The organism is Pedobacter zeae (assembly GCF_014196715.1).
GTDB classification, from domain to species: Bacteria; Bacteroidota; Bacteroidia; order Sphingobacteriales; family Sphingobacteriaceae; genus Pedobacter; species Pedobacter zeae.
Map to the genome: position 1 here is coordinate 792,016 of NZ_JACIEF010000003.1, position 15,814 is coordinate 807,829.

Annotated in this window: 19 protein-coding genes; 2 read left to right on the forward strand and 17 right to left on the reverse strand. The window is 40.7% G+C overall.

Annotation, left to right across the window (positions count from 1 at the left end; genetic code table 11):
• Positions 1 to 26: 26 nt before the first annotated feature.
• From GGQ60_RS16420 to GGQ60_RS16465, 10 genes are all read right to left on the reverse strand, one after another.
• Positions 27 to 938 (reverse strand): AEC family transporter, encoded by a 912-nt coding sequence (locus GGQ60_RS16420; RefSeq protein ID WP_183766396.1) that lies wholly within the window; start codon positions 936 to 938, stop codon positions 27 to 29.
• An 81-nt stretch (positions 939 to 1,019) separates the two neighbouring features.
• Positions 1,020 to 1,493: a Dps family protein gene (locus tag GGQ60_RS16425; protein WP_183766398.1), complete on the reverse strand. Its 474-nt coding sequence runs from the start codon at positions 1,491 to 1,493 to the stop codon at positions 1,020 to 1,022.
• A gap of 163 nt (positions 1,494 to 1,656) precedes the next feature.
• Positions 1,657 to 2,886 (reverse strand): DEAD/DEAH box helicase, encoded by a 1,230-nt coding sequence (locus tag GGQ60_RS16430; RefSeq protein WP_183766400.1) that lies wholly within the window; start codon positions 2,884 to 2,886, stop codon positions 1,657 to 1,659.
• Between the two features lie 189 nt (positions 2,887 to 3,075).
• Positions 3,076 to 3,522, reverse strand: coding sequence for an Hsp20/alpha crystallin family protein (locus GGQ60_RS16435; RefSeq protein ID WP_183766402.1), 447 nt, complete (start codon positions 3,520 to 3,522; stop codon positions 3,076 to 3,078).
• Between the two features lie 56 nt (positions 3,523 to 3,578).
• The gene (locus GGQ60_RS16440; RefSeq protein ID WP_183766403.1) at positions 3,579 to 3,959 is read right to left on the reverse strand and encodes a glycosyltransferase; all 381 of its coding nucleotides are present in this window, start codon (positions 3,957 to 3,959) and stop codon (positions 3,579 to 3,581) included.
• 6 nt (positions 3,960 to 3,965) lie between these two features.
• Entirely contained in the window at positions 3,966 to 4,205 is a 240-nt protein-coding gene (locus GGQ60_RS16445; RefSeq protein WP_183766405.1) for a hypothetical protein, read from the reverse strand.
• Positions 4,206 to 4,213: 8 nt separating this feature from the next.
• Positions 4,214 to 4,480 carry a hypothetical protein gene (locus GGQ60_RS16450; RefSeq protein WP_183766406.1) on the reverse strand — a complete coding sequence of 89 codons (267 nt, stop codon included), beginning with the start codon at positions 4,478 to 4,480 and terminating at the stop codon, positions 4,214 to 4,216.
• 330 nt (positions 4,481 to 4,810) lie between these two features.
• The gene (locus GGQ60_RS16455; RefSeq protein ID WP_221235983.1) at positions 4,811 to 5,155 is read right to left on the reverse strand and encodes a hypothetical protein; all 345 of its coding nucleotides are present in this window, start codon (positions 5,153 to 5,155) and stop codon (positions 4,811 to 4,813) included.
• Between the two features lie 11 nt (positions 5,156 to 5,166).
• Positions 5,167 to 5,718 carry an RNA polymerase sigma factor gene (locus tag GGQ60_RS16460; protein ID WP_183766408.1) on the reverse strand — a complete coding sequence of 184 codons (552 nt, stop codon included), beginning with the start codon at positions 5,716 to 5,718 and terminating at the stop codon, positions 5,167 to 5,169.
• Between the two features lie 404 nt (positions 5,719 to 6,122).
• The gene (locus GGQ60_RS16465) at positions 6,123 to 6,884 is read right to left on the reverse strand and encodes a DUF4197 domain-containing protein (RefSeq protein ID WP_183766410.1); all 762 of its coding nucleotides are present in this window, start codon (positions 6,882 to 6,884) and stop codon (positions 6,123 to 6,125) included.
• Between the two features lie 210 nt (positions 6,885 to 7,094).
• On the opposite strand from GGQ60_RS16465, the gene GGQ60_RS16470 reads away from it, so the two are divergent.
• Positions 7,095 to 7,673, forward strand: a complete 579-nt coding sequence (locus tag GGQ60_RS16470) for an RNA polymerase sigma factor (protein ID WP_183766412.1) — start codon at positions 7,095 to 7,097, stop codon at positions 7,671 to 7,673.
• Positions 7,666 to 8,964: a carboxypeptidase-like regulatory domain-containing protein gene (locus GGQ60_RS23120; protein WP_183766414.1), complete on the forward strand. Its 1,299-nt coding sequence runs from the start codon at positions 7,666 to 7,668 to the stop codon at positions 8,962 to 8,964. The genes GGQ60_RS16470 and GGQ60_RS23120 overlap by 8 nt, the downstream gene beginning before the upstream one ends.
• Positions 8,965 to 9,311: 347 nt before the next feature.
• Here the strand turns inward: GGQ60_RS23120 and GGQ60_RS16480 are convergent, their stop codons facing one another.
• The 7 genes from GGQ60_RS16480 to GGQ60_RS16510 form a co-directional block, all read right to left on the reverse strand.
• Entirely contained in the window at positions 9,312 to 10,322 is a 1,011-nt protein-coding gene (locus tag GGQ60_RS16480) for an inorganic phosphate transporter (RefSeq protein WP_183766416.1), read from the reverse strand.
• Positions 10,323 to 10,334: 12 nt separating this feature from the next.
• Positions 10,335 to 10,976: a DUF47 domain-containing protein gene (locus tag GGQ60_RS16485; RefSeq protein ID WP_183766418.1), complete on the reverse strand. Its 642-nt coding sequence runs from the start codon at positions 10,974 to 10,976 to the stop codon at positions 10,335 to 10,337.
• Positions 10,977 to 11,210: 234 nt separating this feature from the next.
• On the reverse strand, positions 11,211 to 12,236 hold the full coding sequence (locus tag GGQ60_RS16490) for a sensor histidine kinase (RefSeq protein WP_183766420.1): 1,026 nt from the start codon (positions 12,234 to 12,236) through the stop codon (positions 11,211 to 11,213).
• A gap of 123 nt (positions 12,237 to 12,359) precedes the next feature.
• Positions 12,360 to 12,722 (reverse strand): preprotein translocase subunit SecG, encoded by a 363-nt coding sequence (gene secG / locus GGQ60_RS16495; RefSeq protein ID WP_183766422.1) that lies wholly within the window; start codon positions 12,720 to 12,722, stop codon positions 12,360 to 12,362.
• 14 nt (positions 12,723 to 12,736) lie between these two features.
• Positions 12,737 to 13,840, reverse strand: coding sequence for a DUF8458 domain-containing protein (locus tag GGQ60_RS16500; protein ID WP_183766424.1), 1,104 nt, complete (start codon positions 13,838 to 13,840; stop codon positions 12,737 to 12,739).
• A gap of 75 nt (positions 13,841 to 13,915) precedes the next feature.
• Positions 13,916 to 14,431, reverse strand: coding sequence for an LptE family protein (locus GGQ60_RS16505; RefSeq protein WP_308421196.1), 516 nt, complete (start codon positions 14,429 to 14,431; stop codon positions 13,916 to 13,918).
• Between the two features lie 66 nt (positions 14,432 to 14,497).
• The gene (locus GGQ60_RS16510) at positions 14,498 to 15,745 is read right to left on the reverse strand and encodes a sigma 54-interacting transcriptional regulator (RefSeq protein ID WP_183766425.1); all 1,248 of its coding nucleotides are present in this window, start codon (positions 15,743 to 15,745) and stop codon (positions 14,498 to 14,500) included.
• Positions 15,746 to 15,814 lie beyond the last annotated feature (69 nt).

Below are 15,814 nucleotides of genomic sequence, written 5' to 3' on the forward strand. Positions count from 1 at the left end.
ATAGTCTCTGTGGTAATAAATAAACATCAAACTAGTCCAGAATAAGTAAGTACCATCCACCATAAAGCCGTGGTCATAAAGGCCAGTATAATTCCCACTCCTACTACCAGATTAGCCAGTTTCGGGTTCAGGTTATACTGATCTGCAACCACACCGGCCGTTACCAAAGTGGGCATAGCCATTTCAAAAATGGTGATCTGTATAATGGTTCCACTCAAGCCCAAAAACATGGCGATAGTTAAAATTACTGTTGGTGCCAGTATTAATTTGTAAAGTAAAGCAATGCTAATGTGTTTCAATTCGCCAAACCAACCACCAAACCTAAGCTGTAAACCAATCGAAAATAAGGCCAGTGGGCCAACCGTTCCGGCCAGCTTTTCGAAAAGCGATTCGAGGGGGCTAATATTAATAAAATGTGGTAGAGTTAAGGCTAAAATACAGCCAATAAGCGGTGGGAATGTAAGCACCTTTTTAAATACCAGCCCTGTACTCAGTTTCTGGCTTTGCGAAGAACGGATGGCCACCACAATACCAATAGTAGATAAAAGCATAAACGTGGCCTGATCGCAGATAATGGCTATTGCCTGGTCTTTCTCGGTAAAATAGGCCGCAATTAAGGGAAAGCCCAGAAATGAGGTATTACTTAAAGCGCTTGTAAGCTTTAGCCCACCTGTTGTTGCCTTGCTCAATTTCTGGCTACGACTGTATGCAGTAACAAAGAGCCAGCCAAATAACCAAACACAGGCGGGTGCCAGTGCCGGAAAAAGCAATTCTTTTGTCCACACAATGTGCGGCAAATATTTAAATGAGGCCGCAGGCAAAGCGATATAAATAATCCAGGCATTAATGCCCTTGTGCGCATCTTTGGGCAGGGTTTTGCTTTTTCTAAAGAGGATGCCAGCCAGTATGCACAGACCGATGATGATGAAATTTGCCATGGAATACCGTAAAGATAGCCATAAAACAAAAACGCCAATAAGAATTTATCCTATTGGCGTTTAAAAAATCATTCTGATAATTTATTTGATATGTGCTCTTAAAAACCAGGCCATTTCTTCGTGGGTTTCCATAATTCCGGTAATAAAATCGCTGGTTCCGGCATCACCATAATCATTTGCAATCGGGTTGATGTTACCCCTGATAAATTCAATTACGGTTTCATGATCGGCCAATAAATCTTTAATATAACCCAGGCTATCGTTGTGGCGTTCGCTGTATTCGGTTAAGTGTGTTAAAGCTAAGAAGTTTTTCAGGGTTGCAGGTGCATAATGACCTATTTTTCGGATCCTTTCGGCAACACTATCAATAAACTCGTCAAGCTGGTTATACTGTTCTTCAAAAAATTTATGCTTGGCCAGAAAGTCGATGCCTTCCACATTCCAGTGTGCATTACGGGTTTTGGTATACAAAACGTATTCGTCAGCCAATAATTTAGCCAATTGTTCTGAAACGGCCTGTCTATGTTCTGCGGTTATTCCAATTTTTGCGTCCATTTTGATTCTGTTTTTATAAAGCTAATTTACTCTTTATAGTTGTCAAAACTGCAATAGAATATCACCATTTTGTTAAATAAAAAACAAATGTGAGGCGCTTTTCAGAAGAACGAATTAATGAAAAATTGGCGTTGAACAATAGTGATGACAAGCTGAACCGCAATTAGCCCGTTGGCTTAGGTTTTGGTTTCTTCTTGCGCCAAACACGTTTCTTTCCGTTATTGTTATGCTGAGGCCTTTTCTCCTCCACATGGGTAATTTCCATGCCAGCAATATGCTCAGGCAAAGGCATGCGCGGCACCTGCTTTTCAATCAGTTTCTCTATATTATCGAACTTACGCTTATCCCTGCCGTTAACCAGGGTAATGGCAGTTCCCTTGGTTGCGGCCCTCGCCGTACGGCCAATCCGGTGTACGTAATCTGCAGGATCGCCGGGTACATCATAGTTAATAACCAGGTCAATTCCTTCTACATCGATACCACGCGATAATACATCGGTTCCGATTATAATCCCTAACCGCTTATTTTTAAACGCCAATAAAATATCTTCACGCTCTTTCTGGCCTAAATCAGAATGGAACGCTTCCGCTTTAATGCCCAAGCTTTTAAAAGTTTTATACAAGGCCTTTACCTTCTCTTTGGTTGAAGCAAAAATGATACTGCTTTTATATTTGCCTTCTTTAAAAATCTCGGTCAGTAAAGCCTGTTTTTGCTGATCGTGAATATTGTAGGCCTGCTGGTCAATTCCTTCGGCAGGTTTAGCAATCGAGATGGTAATTTGTTTAGGCTCGTGCAAAATTTTACCTGCCATATTCCTGATTTTCGGTGCCATCGTGGCCGAAAACAGAAGTGTTTGCCTTTTTTTAGGCAAATAGCTGATGATCCGGATAATATCATCGTAAAAGCCCATATCCAGCATCCTGTCAGCCTCATCCAAAATTAAATGCTGCAAATGCTCCAGTTTCAAAACCCCCGACGATAAATGTGCCATTAAACGCCCAGGTGTGGCAATAATAATGTCCACACCTTCGCGCATCGAACGTTTTTGCTGTTCGTAAGCAATGCCATCGCCCCCACCATAAACAGCTAACGAACTGATATTGGTAAAATAAGCCAATGCTTCTACCTGCAAATCGATTTGCTGGGCTAGTTCACGGGTCGGCGCCAAAATCAAGGTATTGTTATGCCGGTCAGTTGCGCGGCTAATTTTATCCATTACCGGCAAAAGGTAGCTCGCCGTTTTCCCTGTACCCGTTTGGGCGCAGGCAATCAGATCGTGATTATCCAAAATTACCGGAATGGCTTGTTCTTGTATCGGAGTAGCGCTTTTATACCCCATGGCCATTAAGCCTTCAAATAAATCGGGGTTAAAATTAAAGTCGTTAAAATTCAATCTGTTTATTTTTGTCTTTTAGCAAAAGTACCTCAAATTAAGGCCAATAGCAAACGCATTTCAATAACCTTGAAGGATTAATCATTTTAGTGGCAATAGCCCCGGTGCTGAATCCCATTCCAACACTAAATTCAATAAAAAATGCCCCGGTGGTAACCGGAGCATCAGCGAAATTATAATAGACAAAACTTAGTCCACCAGAATAGCTTTTTCTGGCGTGTTGGTTTCGGGGTTTTTAGGTAAGGTTACCTTTAAAATTCCATCGGCATAGGCCGCGGCAATCTGATCGTTAAGTACCTTTCCGTTTAAAGCAAAAGCTCTTTCAAAAGCGCCGTTGCTGTATTCGCGGCGACTAAATTTTTCGGTTGGAGCTTCTTCAACCGGTTGATAAGAAATGGTTAAAACATCATCTTTGGTTCGCACTTTCAGGTTTTCTTTAACCAGGGCCGGTGCATAAAGGTGAATAATGAAACTATTTTCGGTTTCTTCGATATTTACCGGCACACGCCTGAAACCCCGGTTAAACATTTCGTAACCGTGTTTAAAGCGGCCTCCAAAGTGATGGCCAAATCTGCCGCCCCTATGGCCGCAACCGTGATGCATTTTGCCTGAGTGGCAGCTATGTTCGTTGTACATGTTTTTAAAATTTAATGGTTTGTAATAATTAATTCGCGGCCCTTTATGGCCGCATTTTAACTGGCAACACCAAACTGCGCTTTGGGTATTCCCAGTAATTGGGTAATGATACTGGCATATGGATACGCGGGAGAAAATACGGCGTAATCGAATTTCAGTCCCCTGATCTGTACCACAATATCATCGATAAATTTCATCGGTTCCAGCAACGCACTAATGAGCCCCGACTTAGATTCGTCGCTTTTCTTTTGCTGAAAAACATCAAGGTCTGCCTTGTAAGACTTAAAATCAGCACCTATGCCCTCAACGGGTTCCTGAAACTCATCCGAGCTGAAAAAGGTAACCTTCTGCCCTTTATTAATCAGCTCGTTCGCAAGGCCTAGAATCGGGCTTGCAGAACTGTCGTATGGATTAGCTAAAAAAAGTACGCGCGACATATCAGTTTATTTTACGGGGATGATTCTTTCCGGCCCTTCTGGTTTAAGCTCAAAATTGCCTGTGGTATTGTTTCTGTGATGGTTGAAGGCGTGGCTTTTCTGCCCTGGCCCGCAATCGTGTTCGTGGTAATGCCTGTTTCTAAAGTCTAACCGGTCGCGGTATCCGTTTTGAACGGCCAATACATTTAAGCTGTAAAAAGTTGCTCCGGCTGCTGCTAAGGCTAAAAATATTCTAAATGCTCTCATGGGTAAATTTAATTTACGTTTATATTGCTTACTACACCGTTACCCTGAATGTTCGGGCGGTACCATTGCCCATCAATTGGGGTAATCTGCTCGAAGGGGTTAGGATAATACCCGTTAAACCTTTGGTCGAAATGCCTGCGTCTTTTATAGGCAAACATCCTGAATACCATACCAATGAGCATGGCAATTAAAATAAATTTAAATATGAATGGAACAAAGAATAAGGTTGCACCCAGTACAATTCCGAATCCTATGGCTTTTAATATTTTTTTCATGACTATTATTTCCTTGTTTGATTAGGTAGACGGCAGAGAAAAGATTTTACTTTAATTTTTTTGAAAATATTTTTTGAATGGGCTGAAGTGAAATCAGATGTTGCCATCTGACTTTGAGATAAGCAATCAGGTTAGAAGCGCTGTTGAAATAAAAAGCCACAGATGCTCAGATTTAATCTATACACCTGTGGTGATATTTTGCTCCCCTTTATTAATCCAGAACAGTCCTTCGACAGGTTCAGGATGACAAACTTTCGTCATTGCAAGGACGATTTCCTGAGGAGACCAAAAACAAAAAAGCCAGCTAAGCTGGCTCCAAATATTCTTTATTTAATGGTGGTCGTGGCGACCCCAGCCACCACAACGCCGTTTATATTCTTCTTTAAATTTTGCCCTTTCTTCCTCATTCATGCTATGCCATTTTGCACGCATGTTATGGGCTTTTTCGCGGAAAGCATGGCCACCGCCACCTTTATTAAAATTACCGAACAGTATCCGGCACAGCACGAGCAGGCCAAATGCCTGCCAGAAATTAAGCCGCCCGGCATGGGCTACTTCAGGTAAAATCCAGTTCCACAAGTACATTACTACAAACCCCAATGCAGCGGCAATTAATGCTACCACAGGTAAAAAGAAAATGAATTTCTTGCCTTTACTAAACTTTCTATTTCTCATCTCCTGCAAATTTAATAATTGATAAATTCCTGATATAAATTTTGTAAGCGGTTGCGCAAATGCTTCACCGCATAACCTTTTCTTGATATTAAAGTTTTGATGTTTTCGCCGGTTTCGTCGGCGAGCTCCTGAAAGGTACGTTCTTCAAGTTCGTTCTGTACAAATACATATCGCTGGTTTTCCGGTAGTTCTTCCAGCGCTAAAAAAAGCTGGTCCCAAAACAATTTTTTCAATCCCTCCTCTTCAGGCGAGTAAGATTCGGCCAGCAGAATCTCCCTGATATTAATTTCGCCATCCTCTCCTTCAAACGTAAAATCTTCGAGCCGTTCTTCTTTCTGTTTGCGGTATTTGTCTGTTATTTTATTCCTGGCCACACGGTACAACCAGCCACTAATTTGTTCAATGGCACCGGCCTCAGGCTGGTTACTCAACTGAAACCAAACGTCCTGCAGAATATCTTCGGCATCCTCATCCGTATTCACCCGTCCCCGGATGAAACTAAAAAGGCGTTTACCGTAACTGGCAACTGTAGAAATGATATTTTGGGGGTCGTTTTTTGGCACTATTGATCGTTTGTAAACCAGTAAACGGATGAAACCCAATATTACTTTAAATTTTCTTCACTTTTTTTAGAAAGGCTAATATTTTGAAAATCAAGCCACGTGTTGTTCAGGAAATGTTTTCCTGATGAGGCGTATCATAATTTAAATTGTCATCCTGAGCTTGTCGAAGGACCTCTTTTAAATGTCGTAAAGGCGTTTCGACAGGGCTCAACGTGACAAATTAGGGGCGAAATTATATCTTATGATAAAGCCTCTTACCTCTCCGTCAAGCCCTACATAAAAATGGGCGTAAGCTGGCCCGCTGAATGTTAAACTTATAATATAATTTTACAAATTGCTTTTAAACAAAAAAAATCAGGCCCCTTGCAGAACCTGAATCTCTTCTTTTTATGGGTTAAGCGAACTTAACTTTTCTTCTTATCGGCGTAACCAAATACCTTTTGCAATAAGGTAGAACTTCTTGAACCCAGGTTATCCCTTATTTTCAGCTCTTCTTTCGCCACTTCGATAAACAGACCATCAATCGCTTTTTGGGTAACATATTCGGTTAAGTTGGTGTTAACCGGTTTTACCAGCGGCAACCTGTTATATTGAGTGGTCAGATCACTGTAATACCTGGTTGCATTTACTTTGTTTAAGCTGGTACTTACAATGGGGCTGAACTTCTGTATCAACTGTGCAGTAGTTACCCGTTTAAAATATTCGGTAGCAGCATCTTTATTTCCTAAAAGAATATTGGTTGCATCAGTTAGGGTCATTTGTTTAATGGCCGAAATAAAAATGGGTTTAGCTTCGGTAGCAGCATCTTCAGCGGCACGGTTTAAGCTTACAATCACATTATCGCAAAGCTTGTTCAAACCTATGCCCCGTAAGGTTTTCTCCACCTTTTGTGCTTCTGGAGGCATCAGGATTTTAACGGCCAAATTGCCTAAAAATCCATCTTTAACCGAAAGCCTGTCGGCACCAGCAGAAACGCCAATTTGTAGCGCTTCCTTAATTCCCTGTCCTATTTCAAAAGTAGAAGGTGTTCCGGTAGCAGCTGTTGTGGTGCCCTGTTTTTCGGTTACCTTTTTAAATATATCGCCCAGTTTAATCTGTGCGCCAACATTTAGGCTTGCAAATACCAGCATGATTAGCGATGCCGATAAAATATTAATCTTTCTCATTTTGTGTGTGTTTAATCAAGCTTAGCAAAACAACGGCCATATTTTATACCCAAAGATAAATCTTTATACGGCAGTACTATAAAAACGGCTAAAAAGATAGCCATCAACATAAATATTTGGAACATTTGTTTCCTAAAAAATTAGTTTATGTCTCATCACTCAGAAATATTTTTTATACTTGAGAGATAATTCGAAACAGCTACCAATTTTTTGAAGTTTATAAAAAATACAGCGGGGAATTCCCAGCAAGACGATGCTAAATTGATTGCCGAGTATAAAAACACTGGCGATTTAGATGCATTGGGTACGCTTTACAACAAATACATGCATTTGGTTTTCGGGGTTTGCTTAAACTACTTCAAAGATGAAGAACAAAGCAAGGATGCCGTGATGCAGATTTTTGAAGAATTGGTAACGAAGCTGAAAATACATGAAGTACAGAACTTTAAAAGCTGGCTTCATGTTTTAACGCGGAACCATTGTTTAATGGCATTGCGGAAATCGGCGAAGCAAAATAATGTCTCCATAGACGATACTTTTGTGGAAAACAGCGAGTTTGTGCATCTGGATATAGACAACACAAAAGAAACGCAGCTTACCATAATGGAAAAGTGTATGGAAACTTTGCCTGAAGAACAGCGAAAAAGCGTAGATTTATTTTATTTACAGGAAAAGTGCTATAAGGAAGTGGCCGATATTACCGGCTACGACATGCTAAAAGTTAAAAGTTACATCCAGAACGGCAAGCGGAATTTAAAGATTTGTATAGAGAAAAACAGTAGTGAATAACGATTGGTTAGATATTGATGTGCTGGAAGATTACCTCGATGGTAAGCTTGATGCTAAAGCTATGCACTTTGTAGAAAGGCAGGCTTTGGAAGATCCTTTCGTTGCCGAAGCTTTAGAAGGCCTAAAAAAATCGCCAAAGCGTAAACAGACCCTTTCTATTTTACAAAAACAGCTGCACGACCGCATTTCGGAGAAACCGATCAAACGTAAGCTCTGGGGAATAACCACTCACAGATTGAGCATTGCTGCTACCGCCACAGTTGCTTTTATTGCGGTAAGTATCCTGTTTTTTATGCGCGAAACCAACCGTAGAAATGCAGAAACCGCAGCACGCAAACAGAATGGTGTGGTAGTTCATTTAGACAGCTCAACCGCTGTTGCATCAACCCAGGTTAAAGAAGATACAACCACACAGGCAAACACCAAATCTCCCCTGGTTGATAAAGCCATCGCAGATGCCAAAAACAGCGATTTGGCTAAGAATACCCAAGCCAAAATAACGGTACAACCTGCTGAAAGGGAAATGCTGATGCCCAAACCTATTGAAGCGGCTAATGCCGACGCCGTTAGGTTTAGGAGTATAGAAGCTTATGCAAGCAAGGCAAAAGCCGCACGCAGCACCCTAAAAGACAGCACTTTAACCGCAGCACCAACATTTGGATCGAGCAAAATTGCATTTAGTGGTAATGTGGTTGATCAAAGCAATGGTAAGCCCATACCAGGGGCCGTTGTAAAATTAGCGGGCTCAAAAAATGTGACTGCAACAGATGCCAAGGGATATTTTTATCTTCCCGCTGATAGCAATGCGAAAGACAAGGATTTACTGATTAACGCCATTGGCTTTAAAGAATTGCCTGTGGCTGGTCTGCAAGATCCTAATGCAATTAAAAATGCATTAAGCGGCAATAAATCACTAAACGAAATTGCGCTGATTACCGGATCGAATGGCCGCAAAAAAGAAAATATACCCGCACCTAAAATTACGCTTCGTGCTGAGCAGAACCTGGATGGAAAATCGGCCGGTGAGATCACAAAACCTGTTCCGGTTTCTACCATTAACTATAGCCAGTACCTGGAGAATAATAATAAGCTTTATAACCCCAAAGGCCCTGAACAGTTTGTGATTTTAAGCTTTAAAATTAAAAGTAATGGACGCCCTACCGGTATTACCGTTATAAAATCGCTAAACAAAAAAGCCGATGCGGAAGCAAAACGGTTGATCCAGGAAGGTCCGGATTGGGTATTACCTAAAAACGGCAATAATATTGTTGAGCTCAGCGTTAAGTTTTAAATTTTCTTTTTTGCAGTTTAAACTGCGCAACACGTAATACTGTCATGCTGAACGCAGTGAAGAATCTTTTAATGGAATAGTACAGTTAAAAGATTCTTCGTTGTACTTAGGATGATATTCACTGCCTTCAATCGAGAATAACGCACGATTTATTAATTGTTCTGTTTAAGGGATAATTTCATTTATAAAAACACATTCGCTGTGCTATGGAGATAACGAAACCCTGGTGCGGCGCTATTGGACTACCGACCTTTGCGAAAACTCCAAGTTCTTTGCGGTAAAAAATGCCAAACAAAAAGACCAAAGCTAATGCCCTGGTCTTCTGCGTATATTAAAGGATTTTGTTTTTACTTTAAATAATAAATAGCAGCATAGATAATGGCAGCCAATGTAGCCGATACCGGGATGGTTAAAATCCATGCCCAGATTAAGTTGATGGTTACACCCCAACGTACAGCCGATACACTTTTAACTACACCTACCCCAACGATAGAACCGGTAATGGTGTGCGTAGTAGAAACCGGAATACCAAAATGCTCGGTAATACCTAATGTTACTGCACCAGCACCTTCGGCAGCAACACCTTCAAGTGCAGTTACCTTGGTAATTTTAGAGCCCATGGTTTTTACAATTTTCCAACCACCGCTCATGGTGCCTAATGATATGGCCGAATAACAGGCAATTGGTACCCAGGCAGGCATGGCTTCGAAATCGGGAATTACCTTAGAGGCAATTAAAGCCGTTGCAATAATACCCATTACCTTTTGTGCATCGTTACCACCGTGAAAGAAACTTAGGGCTGCAGATGAAATAAGCTGCAGGCGTTTAAACCATTTTTCGGCAGTTGCCGGCTTGGCATAACGGCAGATATTGATAATGATCAGTGTTAATACCACCGAAATTACCATACCGATAATTGGTGCTAAAACAATAAACGAAACAATTTTAATTACATACTGCATGTTTACGGCATCAAGCGGGCTTGCGCCGGTAAGTAAAGCATGTGTCATTCCGGCTCCGGCAAAACCACCAATTAAGGTGTGCGATGAACTGGAAGGGATACCATACCACCAGGTTAACAGGTTCCAGATAATAGCGGCCAGTAAACCGGCAAAAATTACGTGCAGTGTAATGTAGTTTTCGATAACAGTTTTAGCAACTGTATTGGCCACTTTGTGGTCGGTAAAATAAAAGTAAGCTGCGAAATTGAACAACGCAGCCCACAGAACCGCCTGAAAAGGCGTAAGTACTTTTGTAGAAACAATGGTTGCAATCGAATTGGCGGCATCGTGGAAACCGTTAATATAATCGAAAGCAATAGCCAGAATTACAACAACAACCAATAAGGTAGTTACCATGTTTGTTTTTTATTAAGCGTTTTTAACCAAGATAGTTTCAAGCACGTTCGCTACATCCTCGCACTTATCTGTTGCTTTCTCTATCGTTTGTAAAACCTCTTTTTGTTTAATTAATTCAATCGCATTGGTTTCGTATTCGAACAAACGGGCCACGGCTAATGTAAACACATAATCGGCCTGGTTTTCGCCGCTGTTAATGCGGATACAGGCATCGGCAATTACACGGATATTTTTGAAACTGCGTAATTCCTTAATGGCTTTATCAATATCGGTACACATTTCTACCAAAAGCTCAGCAATTTTAACAATTGGCTCGTTAATGGTATTCATGTTATACATCTGCATGCGGTTTGCCGTTCCGTAGATATAATCGGCTACATCATCAACGGCAGTAGCCAATGCATGGATGTCTTCCCGATCAAACGGCGTGATGAAGTTCCTGCTCAGTTCAAGAAAGATCGAATGGGTAATATCATCCCCAACGTGCTCTAAGCGTTCAATTTCTTTGAAAATAGCTTTTCGGCTTTCAGCATCACCCGTGCTAACCATTTCCAAAAGGGCTTCGGCAATTTTTAATGCATTACTGCCAGCTTGTTCGAAAAGAGGATGAAACTTTCTGTCTTGAGGTGTAAAGAACTTAAAAATATTGTTCATGTTAATTTTTAATATGTTGCAAAGCTACAAGCCCAATGTTAAGTTAATGTTAATTTATTAATTATATTAACTAATTGCAATCTTATTTTATTCTGCCCGAGCGTATTTCCATGATTTAACCGCTGATAACGAATGGTTAAAGAAGATATCAGCCATGGATTCGCCACCCTCTTTATGCAATTTTATAGCTGTTGAAATAAACGCCGAAAGCAGATGAAGATAAAAAAGATAAGACTATCCACCCTTTTGAAGGGTAAAAGCAAAGGTCGTTCCTATGCCCGGTGTACTCCTTACCGAAATGGTTTGCTGGTGGGCTTCTAAAATATGTTTTACAATAGCCAAACCTAAACCTGTACCCCCCACTTCTCTGGCACGATGGGTATCGATGCGATAAAAACGCTCAAATAAGCGCAACAGGTGTTTTTCTTCAATCCCGATACCATTATCGGTAACTTCTATCAAAACCTGGTCATGCAGTTCAAAAATTTTAATGGCTGTCTCCCCGCCATCAATGCCATACTTAATGCTGTTTACCATTAAGTTAATCAATACCTGCCTGATCTTTTCGCGATCGGCAGAAACCAATGTAACAGCGGTATACTTATCTTTAAAAAAAAGTTTTATCTTTTTTACTGCTGCGCGGTCTTCGAGGTTTTCCATTACCTCTTTTGCCAGCTGCACAAAGTCGAATTTTTGATAGTTAATAGGCAGTTCGCCTGTTTCCAGCTTGGAAATAACATCTAAATCATTAATTAAATAACTTAGTCGCTCTACATTATTTTCTGCCTTTTTCAGGAATAAAACGGCCTGATCAGGGTCATCTACCAGGCAATCCTGTAAGGTTTCGATATAACCCTGAATGGCAAAAAGCGGGGTCTTAAATTCATGCGAAACATTTGAAAGAAACTCCCTCCGAAACTGTTCTTGTTTTTTTAAGAGGTCTATTTCTTTTTTCTTCGCGCCTGCCCATTCCTTTACTTCCTGTTCTACATCATTAATCGGATCGGAACTCACATACTCGCCAAGCGCATCTTTTAAATCTTTACCCAGCTTAAGGTTATGAATGAGTTTGTAAATCAGTTTGATTTTAGTGTAAATGTATTTTTCGAGCAGGTAATAAAAAACCAGAAAACTGCACAGAAACGATACACCAAAAGAAATAGCCAGGTAATACCAGCTATGCTGAAAATAAAAATTAACCATCCCGATGGATAGGCCCACGGCAAGGGCAGTAAATAAAACCAGCACACTTAATTTCATACTGCAATTTAAAGCTTTTTATGTTAAATGTGTGTTAACAAGCCGTCGTGCCTCAATAAAAATTGAAAACAAAAAAAGCTTTCCCTTTGGAGGAAAGCTTTATAAAATACGTGTAAGTATTCCTTATTTTTTTGTCGAATCGGCTTTAGCCGGAGTTGAAGCCGCAGGTTTGGTGCTGTTTAAATTTCCGCCAATTGGAGATGGTGACGGTGTTTTATTTAAACGCTCCTGGATAGCAGAGTTTCCAACTGCAGCAGTACCACCACTGGTTTTAGCAATAGTAGTAACGGCAAGCGTTAACACCACGATAAGAGTTAACAATATCCACGATCCTTTTTCTAAAACATCGCCCGTACGTTGTACACCAAACATGTTACTGGTGCCACCGCCTGTAGCTAAACCCCCGCCTTTAGGATTTTGTACCAAAACAAACAAGCCTAAGGCCACACATGCAATAATTAATAAAATGATTAAAAAGGTTACCATGGTAATATTATATTTTAAAATTTCTTTTCTATAGATTGGATAAGGTCGGCAAAGTAACGGCTTTTTTCCGGATATTTCAAACTTAATTTTTTATAAGTATCTATGGCTTTGTGGTAAAGCATTTGTTCGATATAAATTTTAGCTAAAGTTTCCGAAACGAGGTCGTAATTGTCTTCTGCACTCTTCTTAGCCTTATTTTCATTGTCTATCTGCTCCGGTTTTGGCGGCTTTATGGTTGGGTCTTCTTTCAAAAAGCGTTCAATAATCTCTGCCCCCTTGGTATCCTTAATTTCAGCAGCAGGATATTCGGCTAAATGATCGGCTACTTCGAAAGGCGTTTGAATATGAAAAATGTGCTCAACATACTGCTGTTGAAACTCGGCATTATTCTGTTGATTATTTCGTGGCTGTGGTTTTAATGGTTCTTTTTTAGTTTGCGCATAAGGCTGAAAAATCTGCTCATGCTCTTTACGCGTTTTGGCCAGCCACCATAAAAATGTATAAGGAAGTTTATCGTCGTTATACTGCGAAACAAAATTATGCTCAGGATCGTCGGGTATTACCGTTTCTATTTTAGGTGCCTCTGTTACTCCATCGGTATTCATTTTCTGCTCAAAGGCAAAAAAATCTATCGCTGCTGCACTTTCGATAAATGAATCATCTGCGGCAGGTAAGTCTGTTAACTGATCATTACCCGGAAGGCTTTCTGGCGTTTCCACTTCAGCGGTTGGCCCTGGGCTTACAGCTTCATTGGGCATAATTTCGCTAACCTCTTCAAAAATTCCCTGTTGATCATCATTAGCACCGGCAACTACGGCATGATCAGTTTCGGGCACTTCTGCGGTTAATGAATGTGACTTTTCGCTTGCCGGAATTCCGCTTTCCTCAACAACTTCTGCCTCATCAACAGGAAGCATATTTAGCACATGGAACAATACATGCCCCTGGCCATATAATGCCGCCTTTGGAATAAATGAGGCATTGGCTTTAGCCAAAAGCAAATGAATGGGCTGTGAATACGGAAATTGCCGAACCATTTCCTGCAACATGGGTACATGCTCTGGCCTAACCTTTCCGGGTTGTGCGAGTAAATCTGCCAGTAGCTTTTTGTTATCCATTATCGAGGTTTGCCGCTAAGTTAAAAAAATGTAGGTGGGTTTTGAAAATTTTGTCTTTTAAGAATCCTGCTTTAGTTACCACTGCGCAAATGCACGGTTGAAAATATCTTCCGATAACTGTTTGTTGATATTTTCGATAGCACCAGGCAACAAGGTTTGAATGGGTGCTCCACCGACCGGAAAATCGAAATATTTGGTGAAGCTTTCTTCAAAACTTTCCTTCTCGTGTTCTTTTATATTGTTCTTATACTTTACCGAAACCGTTATGGTTAATCTGTTTGCACCTGAGGTAGGCGTAGCGCTATTTTGAAGTGCAACAGGTTTAATATCATAGCCTGTTATTTTCCCTTCAAATGATGCATCACCCTCGCCGGTGGGCGAAATAATCAGTTTTGTCTGGTTACGGATACGGGTTTTTAATGATTCTGTAATCTGGTTGCTCAACGTAGGTACCACAAGTGGTGCATTATTTTCGAATACACGCACCACTACTGTTTTTAGTCCGGTTGTAGAAGCTCCGCTAAATTTATAAGAACAGGCGCTAAAAACAGAAGCAAGCAGGATTAAGACAAATATTTTAATTCTCATCATGATCGAAAATAGTATCTAAATTATGAAAAACGTACGGCTGCCGGGGATTGATATAAGCAATTTTAATTACAGGTTTAATTCCTTAATCTTCCTGTATAAGGTCCGTTCTGATATGCCCAGTTCCTGTGCAGCAAATTTACGCTTGCCCTTATGTTTTTTGAGTGCCTTTTTAATCAGATCTGATTCCTTATCAACCAGCGACAGCGATTCTTCAACCTCTTCTGCCTCGTGCGTAAAATAATCTGCATTATTATTGCTGTTGATATTATTATTGCTTGGGGCAGGTTGCTGAATGGTAAAGGCATGCTCTTGTCCAACCGGCAATTCCACATCCCTATACAATTGATTGATATACTGTGGATTATCAGCCAAAACAGTGGCCGTATTTCCGCCATGCTGGATAATTTCGGCAACCAGTTTTTTAAGTTCAACCATATCCTTTTTCATATCGAAAAGGACTTTATACAAAATATCGCGTTCGGTAAAATCTTCTTTCGATTGTGAATTGATGGCCATTGGCAAATTACTGCCGGCCTCATTAGGGATATAATTTAAAATAGCCTGTCCGCTAACATTACGGTCTTTTTCCAGCACACAGATTTGTTCTGCAATATTTTTTAGCTGACGAACATTTCCAGGCCAGCTGTAATTGGTTAAAATCTGGATGGCATCAGGTTCGAGGTGTAAAGCCGGACTACGGTATTTATCGCTAAAATCGGCAGCAAATTTTCTAAACAACAGGTAAATATCTTCCTTACGCTCATGCAAAGGCGGGATACGCAAAGGAACGGTGTTTAACCGGTAATATAAATCCTCCCTGAATTTTCCGTTTTTTACCCTGTTGTATACATCAACATTGGTGGCGGCAATAATGCGTACATCTGTTTTCTGAACTTTAGACGAACCTACGCGCAAATATTCGCCGCTTTCTAAGATACGCAATAAACGGGCCTGTGTGCCCAAAGGCAGCTCGGCAACCTCATCTAAAAAGATGGTACCGCCATTTGCCACCTCAAAATAACCTTTACGGGCCTCATGAGCACCGGTAAAAGATCCTTTTTCGTGACCAAAAAGCTCTGAATCTATTGTTCCTTCGGGGATAGCACCACAGTTCACCGCAATAAAAGCACCGTGTTTGCGGGCACTCATTTGATGGATAATCTGAGAAAAAACCTCTTTACCGCTACCACTTTCGCCGGTAATTAATACCGACATATCGGTGGGCGCTACCTGGCTTGCAATATCTATAGCACGGTTAAGTAAAGGCGAATTGCCTATAATACCGAACCGCTGTTTAATGTTTTGTGTATCCATTTTTTCTTTCTAAAGTTACGTCACACTGAACTTGTTTCAGTGTCTTTCAAATTAGGATGCTGAAACAAG